This window comes from Bradyrhizobium diversitatis, from assembly GCF_016031635.1.
GTDB lineage: Bacteria > Pseudomonadota > Alphaproteobacteria > Rhizobiales > Xanthobacteraceae > Bradyrhizobium > Bradyrhizobium diversitatis.
Genome location: NZ_JACEGD010000016.1, coordinates 200,225 through 213,493, shown reverse-complemented (window position 1 = coordinate 213,493; position 13,269 = coordinate 200,225). Strand labels below are relative to the sequence as shown.

The window sequence follows — 13,269 nt, the reverse complement described above, 5'->3', positions numbered from 1 at the left end:
CGAATCTTCATCTCTGGCCAGAAGCGCGGCGTCTTCGGTGTCATCAAGCGCGAGCTGCGCCGCCGTTCCGCCATCGAACCCATCATCGGACACCTGAAGACCGATGGCCACCTCGGCCGCTGCTACCTCAAAGGCCGCGCCGGCGATGCGGCCAACGTCATCCTCTCAGCCGTCGGCCACAACTTCCGCCGCATCCTCGCCTGGATCAGAGAACTCTTGTGCCTGTTCCTGATCCAGCTCTGGCGCACGCGCGCCTGTCCGGCCCCGCTCAATTCGGCTTCTTAACGGACGACTAACACCCTTCCTCCACACGATCTTGATCCAGTGCCCCATCCAACACGGCGAAGACAGCGAAACCGGCTTCCGCGACCAAGTCCGATTCATCCAAAAGCCCTTGGCACGTCGGCCGCACGGTTCGACTAACGTCCGCTTTGGGGTCACAAACTGCCGATCAAATTCCAGATGGCAGCCCTCCGCTTTGCGTCGGTAATGCGACGCTGATGAGTACCCGCCCTACTCCACCTGCAGCACGTCGACGGCAACACTGAGCTTCTGCTTGGGCGAGCCGACGATGATGCCGTCGACCGGCGAGACGTCGGAAAAGTCGCGTCCCACGCCGAGCACGATATGGTCGTTGCCGATCAGGACATCGTTGGTCGGATCGAGATCGATCCAGCCAAGCTCCGCCCCGCACCAGAGCGAGACCCAGGCATGGGTGGCGTCGGCGCCTTGCAGCCGCGGCTGGCCCGGCGGCGGCATGGTGCGTAGATAACCGCTGACATAGGCCGCCGGCAGGCCGAGCCCGCGCAGCCCTGCAATCATCACATGGGCAAAGTCCTGGCAGACGCCGTGACGCTTGTCGAAGACCTCGTCGAGCGGCGTCGAGATCACCGTGGCCTTGGGGTCGTAGCGGAACTGGTTGCGGATGCGATGCATCAGATCGACCGCGCCTTCGAGGATGCCCGCGCCGGGCGCAAAGCTTATCCCGGCATAGGCGCTGACCGGGCGCAGCACCGGCACCAGGGGGCTGGCAAAGACATAGCCGACGGGCGAAGCCGGCCCGAGGCTCGTCGCCTCGAAGGCAAGGTCGCGAATGCTCTCCCAGGACGGGCTCGACGCATCACGTGGCGGCGGCCGGCGCGACACCGACACGCGCGAGCGCGAGTCGATGCGCAGATTGCGGTGCGCGGCTTCGATCACCACGCTCTCGGTGAGCGTGCCGAAGAAATCGCGCCGCACATTGCGCTCGGCCGGGCGCGGATGAATCTCGACATTGTGCGAAATCAGCTCCTGGCCGCCGCCGCTTCTGGGCTGCAGCCGCAGCGTGCAGCGGGCGAAGCTGACGGGATTCTCGTATTCGTAGGTGGTGACGTGACGGATGTCGTAGATCACGCCAGCCCCGTCAGCTTTTCCGGCCGGCTGGCATTGGGACCGTGCGGGAAGTAGTGCTGCCCGATCGCCTCGCCGAGGCTGAGCAGATCCTGCTCCAGCGCGAACAGGGTCTTGACCTCGAGCTTCTCGGCCTCCGCGGTCGCGAGCATCGCCTGCATCGCCACCGCGAGCCGCTGCGGCTTCTCGATCAGGCCGTGTTCCTTCAAGCTCGGCAGCGCGGCAATGTGCTCGTTCAGCGTCGTCACCTGGAACGCCACCGACCGCGGATTGTAGCCGTCGAGCACCGCGAGGTCGCGCACCGGCGCCAGGATCGGCGCCAGCAGGTAACGCGAGCGGTAGGTGATCTGGCAATCGACCAGCGTCAGCAGGATGTCGAGATCCTCGTCGCCGGCCTCGTCATAGGCGAACTGGCGCGTGAAGCGCGTGGTGTTGATGGCGCGCTCGATGCGGCGGCCGATGTCGAGGAAGCGCCAGCCGGCGGCGCGGTTCATGTTCTCCTGCGCGAGGCCCGCGAAGCTCGCAAGCTCCTGCAAGGTCAGCTCCGCGGCGCTCAGCACGCTGTCGTCGTCCTCGACCTCGATGGCGAGGCGCTCGGCCATCTCGGTGATCACCTGCCAGGCATCGGGCGACAGCCGCTCGCGCAACGAGGTCGCGGTGCGCTGTGCCGCGCGCACCAGCGACAGTGCCGAGCCGAAACGCTCCGCGCTCTGCAACGCTTCGGCCGTGATACGCCCGGGCGCCGCCCGCGACGTCTGCGAGATCGCGCCCCAGGCCACCAGCAGGCGCTGGATGCGTTCGGCCGATTGCAGCGAGGCCGCAGTCCCCTTGTTGGGCCCGCTCGGCGAGCCCAAGGCGCGCACCAGCCGCAGCGTCGCCTCGGCGCGCTCGAGGTAGCGGCCGAGCCAGAACAGATTGTCGGCGGCACGGCTCGGCAACACGCCGGCGATGCGGCGGATGCGCACCTTGTCGGTCGCAGGCAACAGCGTCGCGGTCGGGACCTGCTTGTCGGAGACGACCCAGACGTCGGCGGCGCGCGCACCGTCGCCCATCGAGACCGCGCGCGCATCGGCCTGCTCGGCGATCCGGCAGAACCCGCCGGGCATGATGGCCCAACCGTCGGGCGTGGCGGCCGCGAACACGCGCAGCACGAAGGGACGCGGCGTGAGCTGGCCCTGCTCCCACACCGGCATGGTCGAGAGCCGCACCACTTCCTGGCCGACATAGTCCATGCCGCGCGCAGTAATGGCGTCGACCAGGCGCCGGCGGTCGGCGGCGTCCAGCTCGCTCGCGAGCACCGGACCGCTCGAGTCGAAGCCGGGTACGCCGCGCCGGTAGGCGCCTTCGATCGCGACCTCGTCGAGCCGCGCCAGCACCTCGTCGCGCGCCGCGCGCTGGCCGCACCACCAGGTCGCGATGTGCGGCATCTTCAGGTCTTCGCCGAGCAGGCGGCGGCTCAGCGCCGGCAGGAAGCCGAGCAGCGCCCGCGCCTCCAGGACGCCCGAGCCCGGCATGTTGGCGACGACGACGCCGTCCTTGCGCAGCACGTCGATCAGGCCGGGGACCCCGAGCCGCGAGGAGGCATCGAGCTCGAGCGGATCGAGCGAGTTGGAATCGACCCGCCGCAACAGCACGTCGAGCCGCTTCAGGCCGGCCACGGTGCGGATGTGGACGCGGTTGTCGCTGACCGCGAGGTCGTCGCCCTCGACCAGCAGGAAGCCGAGATAGCGCGCCAGCGTCGCATGCTCGAAATAGGTCTCGCTGAAGCTGCCGGGGGTGAGCACGCCGATCCTGGGCTCGTCGCGGTCGGCGCGCGCACGAAGGCTGTCGCGGAACGCCTCGAAGAACGGCGCCACGCGCGGCACGTTCATCGACTTGTAGAGGTCGGAGAAGGCACGCGACAGCACCAGCCGGTTCTCCAGCGCGTAGCCCGCGCCCGATGGCGCCTGGGTGCGGTCGCCGAGCACCCACCAGCGGCCGTCGGGGCCGCGGCCGACATCGGCGGCATAGAGCGAGAGATAGCGCCCGCCGGGGGGCGGCACGCCGCAGACGGGACGGAGATATTCGGGGCTGCCGGCGATCGCGGCCGCCGGCAGCGCGCCTTCGGCCACGAGCCGGCCCTCGCCATAGATGTCGCGCAGCACGCGTTCCAGCAGCTCGGCGCGCTGGGTGATGCCGGCGCAAAGCTGCCGCCAGTCGGCCTCGTCGATCAGAAGCGGCAGATGGCTGATCGACCACGGGCGGTCGGCGCTGTCGCCGGGCGCGCGGTAGGTGACGCCGGCCTCGCGGAGATGGCGGTCGGCCATGCCGAAGCGCCGCTCGATCTCGTCGGGCGCCAGCGCGCCGAAGGCGTCGAAGAAGCGGCTCCAGACCGCGCGCGGGGCGCCGTCTGGCCCTAAGAACTCGTCGGGGATGCCGGGCAGCCGGCTATAGTCGCGGACCCATTGCGCGAGGCGGCGCTGGCCTTCACGCTGGCCCTGCGCCTTCTCCGCCTTGTCATCCTGTTCGGCTGCGCCCTCGCCCATGCGCGTCTCCCTGCCCCCGCATCATACTCATTGCAGGAGCGGGGTCCGCAAGTCGAGGGTCAACGGAAACTCATTTGTGCGTTCCTCGGGCGGCGGTTGCATCGGACCCGGGGTGTGGCCGTGATCCTGGAAGCGCGCCAGCCGGCGCGCCTCGGCCTCGTAGGTGTTGACCGGCTTGGTGTCGTAGCTGCGCCCGCCGGGATGGGCGACGTGATAGACGCAGCCGCCGAGCGAGCGGCCATTCCAGGTATCGATCAGATCAAACGTCAGGGGCGCGTGAACGGGGATGGTCGGGTGCAGGCCGGAGGCCGGCTGCCAGGCCTTGAAGCGGACGCCGGCCACGGCTTCAGTCGACCGGCCCGTGGGGGTCATCGGCAGGCGGCGGCCGTTGCAGGTGACGATGTGGCGGCCCTCGACGAAGCCCTCCGCCTTGACCTGAAGCCGCTCGACCGATGAGTCGACATAGCGCACGGTGCCGCCGGCCGAGCCCTCCTCACCCAACACGTGCCAGGGCTCCAGCGCCTGGCGCAGCTCCAGCGTCACGCCGCCATGATGGACGCGGCCGAAGGCGGGGAAGCGGAATTCGAGCTGGGCCAGATACCATTCCGGCTCGAACGGGTAGCCGAACTGCTTCAGCTCGGTGAGCACGTCCAGAAAATCGTCCCAGATGAAGTGCGGCAGCATGAAGCGGTCGTGCAGCGCGGTGCCCCAGCGCACGAACTTGCCGGCCTGCGGCTCGCGCCAGAATCTTGCGATCAGCGCCCGGATCAGGAGCTGCTGCGCCAGCGACATGCGCGGATCGGGCGGCATTTCGAGCGCGCGGAATTCGACGAGGCCGAGCCGCCCGGTCGGCCCCTCCGGCGAATAGAGCTTGTCGATGCAGATCTCGGCACGGTGGGTGTTGCCGGTGATGTCGACCAGCAGATGCCGGAACAGGCGGTCGACCAGCCACAGCGGCGCCTGGGTGCCCGGCGGCGGCACGTGCGAGAGCGCGATATCGAGCTCATAGATGCTGTCGTGCCGGGCCTCGTCGATGCGCGGCGCCTGGCTGGTCGGGCCGATGAAGAGGCCGGAGAAGAAATAGGACAGCGACGGATGCCGCTGCCAGTACAGCACGAGGCTCTTCAGGAGATCGGGGCGGCGAAGGAACGGGGAGTCCTGCGGGCTCGAACCGCCGACCACGACGTGATTGCCGCCGCCGGTGCCGGTGTGACGGCCATCGACCAGGAAGCGGTTGGCGCCGAGCCGCACCTTCGCCGCGTCCTCGTACAGTCCGGAGGTGATCTCCACCGCGTCGCGCCAGCTCTTCGCCGGCTGGACGTTGATCTCGATGACGCCAGGGTCGGGCGTCACCTTGATGACCTCGATGCGCGGATCGAACGGCGGCGGATAGCCCTCGACATGGACCTGCAGCTGCATCTCCTCCGCGGTAGCTTCGAGCGCAGCGACCAGTTCGAGATAGTCCTCGATGCGCTCGACCGGCGGCATGAAGGCGCAAAGCACGCCGTCGCGGAGTTCGACCGACATCGCGGTGCGCACCGGGACGGAGGTGTTGAGCTGCTCGGGCGCCGCCCGCGGCGGGGATTCCGGACGCGCGGCGAGCGTGAACACCGGGAGCTTGTCCCTGACCTCCATCGGGTCCTGCTCGACGATGTAGGGATATTGGTCGGGCGGGACGTAACCGAGCGAGCCGATCGGCAGGCGCAAACCGAGAGGCGAATCGCCTGGCATCAGGAACAGATGATTGCGCCGGAGTTGCCATTGCTCGCTGCGCCAGCGCGGCGGCGCATTCCAGCGCTGCACCGGCAGCACGAAGCCGCGCGGTGTGTTGAGGCCCTCGTTGAACACGCGCGCCATCCGCGCGCGGGCTTCCGGATCCGACAGTTTGGAATCGGAGGGATCGACGTTGACGGGAAGCTCGGCCTCCTTCTGGAGCCAGTACGCGGTGTCCTCGTAAGCCGGCATGATGTAGCCGGCATCGAGGCCGAGCCGGGCCGCCGTGCCTTCCATGAAGGCCTCGGCGTCCTTCACCTCGGCGCGGCGCGGATTTTCGATCTTGGCAATGAGGTCGGCATTCTTCCAGATCGGCACGCCGTCCTTGCGCCAGTAAAGGCCGAAGGCCCAACGCGGCAGACTCTCGCCCGGATACCATTTGCCCTGGCCGTAATGCAAAAGGCCGCCCGGCGCGAAGCGCGTGCGCAAGCGGCGGATCAGATCGTCACCGAGCGCGCGCTTGGTCGGGCCGACGGCGTCTGTGTTCCATTCCGCCGCCTCGAGATCGTCGACCGAGACGAAAGTCGGCTCGCCGCCCATCGTGAGCCGAACATCCTGCGCGGCGAGATCGCCGTCGACCTGCTCGCCGAGATCGTTGAGCCGCGCCCAGGCCTCATCGGAGAAGGGCTTCGTGATGCGCGGCGCCTCGCGGATGCGCCGCACGCTCATATCGAACGCGAATTCGACCTCGGCAAAGCCCGCACCGCCCGAGATCGGCGCCGCGGAGCGATAATGCGGCGTGGCGGCGACCGGAATGTGCCCCTCACCCGCGAGCATGCCGGAGGTCGCATCGAATCCGATCCAGCCCGCGCCCGGCAGATAGACCTCGGCCCAGGCGTGCAGATCGGTAAAGTCGTTCTCGACTTCGGGCGGTCCCTCGATCGGATCGATGTCGGGACGGATCTGGATGAGATAGCCGGACACGAAACGCGCGGCGAGGCCGAGATGGCGGAACGTCTGGATCAGGAGCCAGGCGGAATCGCGGCATGACCCCGCGCAGGAAGCAAGCGTCTCCTCCGGCGTCTGCACCCCCGGCTCCATCCGGATGATGTAGCGGATCTTCTTCTGGAGCTCGCGATTGAGATCGACCAGGAAGTTGACGGTGTTCGGGGCTTCAGTCGGGATCGAGTCGAGATATTGCGCGAACAGGCGATCGGGCTTGATGGTCTCGAGATAGGGCGCCAGCTCCGTCTTGAGATCTTTCGGGTATTCGAACGGAAAACTGTCGGCATAGGGCTCGACGAAGAAGTCGAACGGGTTGACCACGGTCATCTGCGCCGTGAAGTCGACCTCGAATTTCAGCTCGGTGGTCTTCTCCGGGAAGACGTAGCGCGCGAGCCAGTTGCCTTGCGGATCCTGCTGCCAGTTCACGAAATGATTGGATGGCGTGACCTTGAGCGAATAGCTCAGGATCGGCGTGCGCGTATGCGGCGCCGGCCGCAGGCGGATGGTCTGCGGGCCAAGGTCGATCGGGCGGTCGTATTTGTAGTGCGTGACGTGGTGTAGTGCGACGTAGATCGACACGGGATGCGATGCTCCAGCAGCTTTTTTGAGCAGAACACCTGAGGGGGGTGCGATCAAGCACTAACAACGGGCACGGGGTGCCTAGGAAGTATCCCCGTCGTTCCGGTTTTGCCGGGCGACGACGGAGATTGTGGCTACGCCGCGCTCTTCCTACACACGTCGTCCCGGACAAGCAGAGCTCCGGCCAACGCGCAGCGTTGCCCGGAGCGGAGCGCTGATCCGGGACCCATAACCACAGGAAGTCGTTTGACGAAGGCTGGTAATTATCAGCTCGCACCCAACCACTGCCTGTGGTTATGGATCCCGGATCGGCGCGCGCCTTGGGGCGCGCTTGTCCGGGACGACGGCGGTGGGTCGCGCAGCCCTACGCGGCCGACGTCAGCCGCTGCAGGAACTGCGTCACCTCGCGCCGGAGCGTCTCGACCTCGCCGTGGACGCGTTCGGAGGCGCTGTTGACGCGGCTTGCCACACGGCCGGTGTCGGCGGCGGCTTCGCTGATGCCGGTGACGTTGGAGGACACCTGCGTGGTGCTGGCCGAGGCCTCCTGGACATTGCGGGCGATCTCGCGGGTGGCGAGACCCTGCTGCTCGATGGAGGTTGCGATCGCGGCGGTGATCCCGTCGATCTCGGCGATGGTCTGCGCGATCGCCTCGACCGCCGCGACCGAGTTGGTCGTCGACTGCTGCATCTCGCCGACCTTGGCGCTGATCTCCTCGGTCGCCTTCGCGGTCTGGTTGGCGAGGCTCTTGACCTCGGAGGCCACCACCGCGAAGCCGCGGCCGGCCTCCCCTGCCCGCGCCGCCTCGATGGTGGCGTTGAGCGCCAGGAGGTTGGTCTGCTCGGCGATCTCGCTGATCAGCCTGACGACGTCGCCGATCCGCAGCGCCGCATCGGCGAGCGAGCGGATCTCGCTGCCGGCGCGATTGGCCTCGTTCACCGCCCGTCCCGTGCTCGCGGTCGAGCCGGCCACCTGGCGGCCGATCTCGGCGATCGATGACGCCAGTTCTTCTGCCGCGCTCGCCACCGTCGCGACGTTGCTGGAGGCTTGATCGGACGCGCTGCGCACGCCGGAGGTCTGACGGTTCGTCGTCTCGGCCGCCGCGGCCATCTGGCCGGCGTCGGATTCGAGATCGGTCGCGGCGCTCATCAGGCCGCCTGCGACCTCATCGAGGTGGGTGCCGAACTGCTTGGCGAGCTCCGCGATCTCGACGACGCGGCGGCCGAGGCCGTCGGTGCCGGCGTTGATGACGACCGCCGAGCGACGGAACGAGCCGGGCAGACCCCGCGCGAGAATCTTGCGGAAATACTTGCCGCGGCTGGCATAGTCCATCGACGCCGAGGCCTCGCGGACGAAGGCGTCGGTGATGTCGAGCATGTCGTTGACGGATTTCTGGATCGCGCCGATCCGCCCGGCCTGCCGCTCACTCATGATGCGCGCTTCGAGATCGCCATGCGCCGCCTTGCGGCACACATCGGCCACCTCATCGACAGCCACCGCCGTGCGATGCTGGCACCAGACGGCGTAGCCGAGTAACGCGACCGTCGCGCCGAGCAAGGCAGCACTGCTGATTCCGGTTGCACCGAGAAGCGAGAGAACGAACGCAACGACGGCAAGAACACACGCGAGCGCGGTCGCTCCCTGCGCCTTAGAGAGAGAGCACAAATTCATCGTAACCGACACCCTGTTGCTTGAGCAGCCCGACCATCGCCTCGAAGCTCGCATGCATGCCGTCCTTGGCGTTGGCATGCCGCGCCTCTTCCGCGCACAGCGTCTTGTAGATCGGCTTGATGCGCTCGATCTGCGCAGGGTCGGGCTTGCGGCGGTTGGAGTGATAGCCGACGATATTGCCGCGCTCGTCGAATGTCGGCGTGACGTGGGCGAACACCCAGTAATGACTGCCGTCCTTCGCCAGGTTGACGACGTAGGCGAAGATCTCCTGCTTTGACTGGAGCGTGTCCCACAGCAGCTTGAAGACGGCGCGCGGCATGTCGGGATGGCGGATAAGGCTGTGGGGGGCGCCCATCAGCTCCTTCCACGAGTACTTCGCCATCCGGATGAAGACGTCGTTGGCGTAGGTGATGCGGCCTTTGAGGTCGGTCTTCGATACGATCAGCTCCTCCTCACCGAGGAGATTTTCCACCCCAGTGGGACGTATCGCTTGCATGTCTGATCCTCGAACAAAGCCGGCCGGCCCCACCACGATGTGGAGCCGCATCACCTCCTGTCTACGGCAACAGTGTTAACCAGATGTAAGTTCGGGAACCGGCAGGCGATATCGGCGCCTCCGTACCAATACTTAGCGAGGGATCGTTGCACCGGTTGCAACTACACGCGTCGCTGTCATCAATTATCTCAATTGCGACTGCGTTGCGATTACACCGCGGTCCCGGTGCGACTACATCGTCGCGCCGAGCACCCAGGGCGCGAACTCGGCGCCGCCGAAATCGAAACTCTCGCTCTTGGTGGGCTTTCCCGAAGCCGTCTTCAGGATCAGATCGAAGATGCGCTGGCCGCACTGCGCGACGCTCTCCTCGCCTTCGAGGATCGTGCCGCAATTGACATCCATGTCCTCTTCCATGCGCTTGTACATCGGCGTGTTGGTGGCGAGCTTGATCGAGGGTGCCGGCTTGCAGCCGAACACGCTGCCGCGGCCCGTGGTGAAGCAGACCAGATTGGCGCCGCCGGCGACCTGCCCAGTCGCGGCCACGGGGTCGTAGCCGGGCGTGTCCATGAACACGAACCCCTTCTTGGTGACGGGCTCGGCATAGCGCAGAACCTCGACGAGGTTGGTGGTGCCGGCCTTGGCCATCGCGCCGAGCGACTTTTCCAGGATGGTAGTGAGACCGCCGGCCTTGTTGCCGGGACTGGGATTGGCGTTCATCTCGGCGCCTTCGCGCGTCGTGTACTCGTCCCACCAGCGCATGAGATCGACCAGCTTCTCGCCGACCTCGCGGCTGACGGCGCGGCGCGTGAGCAGGTGCTCGGCGCCGTAGGTCTCCGGCGTCTCCGACAGGATCACGGTGCCGCCATGGCGCACGACGAGGTCGCTGGCCGCGCCGAGCGCGGGATTGGCGGATACGCCGGAATAGCCGTCCGAGCCGCCGCATTGCAGGGCCACGGTGAGCTCGCTGGCCGGCACCGTTTCCCGCCTGACCTTGTCGGCGTCAGCCAGCGCCTCGCGCACGAAGGCGATGCCCGCCTCCACCGTCTTGCGGGTGCCGCCGACCTCCTGGATGTCCATCGCGCGGAGGCGACCGGCGAGCTTCTGCTCTTCCATCAGGCCGCCGATCTGGTTCACCTCGCAGCCGAGGCCGAGCACGATGACATGGGAGAAATTGACGTGCCGCGCATAGCCGCCAAGGGTACGGCGGAGCAACGCCAGCGGCTCGTTCTGCGTCATGCCGCAGCCGGTCTTGTGAGTCAGTGCGACCACGCCGTCGACGTTGGGGAAATCGGCCAGCGGATTGTCGCCGGTGAAGGGATTCTTCTTGAAGACGTCGGCGACGAGGCTCGCCACATGCGCGCTGCAGTTCACCGAGGTGAGGATGCCGATATAGTTGCGCGTGGCGACGCGGCCGTCCGGACGACGGATGCCTTCGAAGGTCGCCGGCAGGTCGAAATTCGGCGTCGGCTTGACGTCGGCGCAATAGGCATAGTCCTTGGCGAAATCGCCCATGCCGCAGTTCTGGGTGTGAACGTGCTGGCCCGGCGCGATCGGCACCGTGGCAAAGCCGATGATCTGGCCGTAGCGCTTGATCGGCTCTCCTACCGCGATCGGCTTGATCGCGACCTTGTGGCCGGAGGGAACGCGATCGACCGTGGTCACGCCGTCAGCCACGCTTGTTCCTGGCGGCAGGCTCGCGCGGGCGATGACCACGCCATCATCGGGATGCAGGCGGATGACGGGGCTGATGGTCATGGGAGTCTCCTTCGGAGGCGAGTAGCGAATGGTGGGTAGCGAATGGAAAAAGGGAGTAGCCCTATTCGCTACTCCCCATTCGCCATTCGCGAGAGACCTCAGGCCTTGCCGCCTGAATCCTTGCGCGTGGCGTTCACCTGCATCTTGGCGTAGGTCGTCATCAAGCCGACCTCGTTGGAGAGCGTCACTAGCTTGAAGCCCATGTTGATGGCGCGCGCCGCGCCCTCCGCGCCGCTGCAGTGGATGCCCGGGTTCAGACCGCGCTTGCCGCACTCCTTGATGATCTTCTCATAGATCGCGAGAATCTCGGGCTCGCTGCGGTCGAGCTTGGGCTCGAGGCCGTAGGAGAAGCCGAGATCGGACGGGCCGATATAGACGCCGTCGATGCCCTCGACGTCGAGGATCGCTTCCATGTTCTCGACTGCGGTCCTGGTCTCCATCATCGGCAGCAGCACGATCTCGTCGTTGGCCGTCTTCTGGTAGGAGCCGGCGGTGCCGTACATGCCGGCGCGGATTGGGCCGTTGGAGCGGACGCCCTTCGGCGGATATTTGGAGTAAGAGACGAGGTTCCGGGCTTCCTGCGGCGTGTTGACCATCGGGCAGATCACGCCATAGGCGCCGCCATCGAGCACCTTGCCGATGATGCCGGGCTCGTTCCAGGGCACGCGGACCATCGGCGTGATCGGATGCTTGTCCATGGCCTGGAAGCACTGCACCATCGACAGATAATCCTGGACGCCATGCTGCATGTCGACGGTGACGCTGTCGAAGCCGCATTGCGCGATCATCTCGGCCGAGAAGCCGGAGGGAATCGCGAGCCACGCGTTGACGACCGCCTTACCCGACTTCCAGATCTCTTTGACTTTATTCGCCACGTTGCCTTCCTTCTTTGTTGAACTCACTCACTGTCGTCGCAAGCCACCGGGCCCGCGCGGAGCGCGGCCCGATGACGGGCTCCGCGAAGCAGTCCAGAATTTCTCCGCCATGACACTCTGGATTGCTCCGTCACTGGCGCGCCTCGCAATGACGAAACACGTCTAAGCCGTCGCCCTCTGGATGCTGACTTCGCTGACGCCGACCTCGCGGGCGGTGTTCACTATTGCCGCCCAGGTGTCATCCGGCAAGGGGATGCCGTTCCGGGTCCGCTCAGCGCGGGTCTTTCGCTCCGGATCGCCCGGAATCAGCACCTGATCGACCCCGGCCATCGGCTTGGTGGCGCGGATGAAATCGACATAGCGCGTGACTTCGGCGTCGAAAAGGCTGGAGGTGTCGACGACTTTCGGATCGACATAGAACGCCAGCATGCCGTTGGCAAAGCGCCGCCCGCCCGAGGTAGCGCCGGTTCCGGTGAGCGCGCCGCCCAGGAGCTCGCACATGAAGGCGAGGCCCGATCCCTTGTGCTCGCCGAAGGCACGGATTGCGCCCGTTCCCTTGGTGTGATCGCGCGGCCCGTCCGGCGTATAGGGTCCGTAGAGCACGGCCGGATCCTCGCTCAAGGTGCCGTCGGAATCGACCAGTGCGCCCTTCGGCAGCTTCTTGCCGCCGCGGCTCGCGACCAGCACCTTGCCCTCGGCGACGACCGAAGTTGCAAAATCCAGCACGATCGAGTCCCGGCCCTCACGCGGGATGCCGACGCAATACGGCGCAGTCGACAGCCGCTTCTCGACGCCGCCGAACGGGGCGACCAGCAGCGAGCCTGCGGCATTGACGAAATGCACGGAGACGAGACCTTCGGCCGCGGCCATCTCGGCCCAGTCGCCGACACGGCCGATATGGCCGGCGTTGCGCAGCGCGACCGCGGCAAGCCCGGCCTTCCTGCACTTCTCGATGCCGATCTGGACCGCCTGCGGCGTCACGGTCTGGCCGTAGCCGAACTTGCCGTCGATCACCGCGAGCGAGGGCGTGTCGAGCACGACCTCCGCGTTCTGATTTGGGACGACCGATCCGGTCTTCTGCCAGCGGATATAGACGGGAATGCGGATCACGCCGTGGCTGTCATGGCCGGTCAGGTTCGCCGTGGTCAGATAGGTGGCGATACGCCTGGCCTCCTCCGGCGAAGACTGCGCATGCGCGAAGACTTCGGTGACGAAGTCGATCAGCTTCTGGACCTGAATGGTGACCATGACGGCCTGTCTGCC

At 66.7% G+C, this 13,269-nt stretch carries 9 protein-coding genes; 1 reads left to right on the top strand and 8 read right to left on the bottom strand.

Translation table 11 applies throughout. The features are described 5' to 3' along the window. On the top strand, positions 1–285 hold a 285-nt coding region (locus tag H1B27_RS19345), incomplete at its 5' end, for a transposase (RefSeq protein ID WP_197965649.1). Positions 286–513: 228 nt separating this feature from the next. Here H1B27_RS19345 and H1B27_RS19340 read toward each other — a convergent pair. The 8 genes from H1B27_RS19340 to H1B27_RS19305 all read right to left on the bottom strand — a co-directional run bounded on the left by H1B27_RS19340 (position 514) and on the right by H1B27_RS19305 (position 13,254). Beyond that, positions 514–1,392 (bottom strand): transglutaminase family protein, encoded by an 879-nt coding sequence (locus H1B27_RS19340; protein WP_197967142.1) that lies wholly within the window; start codon positions 1,390–1,392, stop codon positions 514–516. Then, positions 1,389–3,914 (bottom strand): circularly permuted type 2 ATP-grasp protein, encoded by a 2,526-nt coding sequence (locus H1B27_RS19335; RefSeq protein WP_197967141.1) that lies wholly within the window; start codon positions 3,912–3,914, stop codon positions 1,389–1,391. Before H1B27_RS19335 ends, H1B27_RS19340 begins: the two co-directional genes overlap by 4 nt. Before the next feature lie 27 nt (positions 3,915–3,941). Then, positions 3,942–7,211, bottom strand: coding sequence for a transglutaminase family protein (locus H1B27_RS19330; RefSeq protein ID WP_197967140.1), 3,270 nt, complete (start codon positions 7,209–7,211; stop codon positions 3,942–3,944). A gap of 364 nt (positions 7,212–7,575) precedes the next feature. After that, the gene (locus tag H1B27_RS19325; RefSeq protein ID WP_197967139.1) at positions 7,576–8,880 is read right to left on the bottom strand and encodes a methyl-accepting chemotaxis protein; all 1,305 of its coding nucleotides are present in this window, start codon (positions 8,878–8,880) and stop codon (positions 7,576–7,578) included. After that, entirely contained in the window at positions 8,858–9,376 is a 519-nt protein-coding gene (locus H1B27_RS19320; protein ID WP_028179615.1) for a PAS domain-containing protein, read from the bottom strand. Before H1B27_RS19320 ends, H1B27_RS19325 begins: the two co-directional genes overlap by 23 nt. A gap of 231 nt (positions 9,377–9,607) precedes the next feature. Further along, positions 9,608–11,131, bottom strand: a complete 1,524-nt coding sequence (locus H1B27_RS19315) for a D-arabinonate dehydratase (RefSeq protein WP_197967138.1) — start codon at positions 11,129–11,131, stop codon at positions 9,608–9,610. 98 nt (positions 11,132–11,229) lie between these two features. Continuing rightward, positions 11,230–12,006, bottom strand: coding sequence for an HpcH/HpaI aldolase family protein (locus tag H1B27_RS19310; protein WP_061020197.1), 777 nt, complete (start codon positions 12,004–12,006; stop codon positions 11,230–11,232). A gap of 162 nt (positions 12,007–12,168) precedes the next feature. After that, complete coding sequence (locus H1B27_RS19305; protein ID WP_197967137.1) at positions 12,169–13,254, bottom strand: malate/lactate/ureidoglycolate dehydrogenase; 1,086 nt, start codon at positions 13,252–13,254, stop codon at positions 12,169–12,171. Between the last annotated feature and the right edge of the window lie 15 nt (positions 13,255–13,269).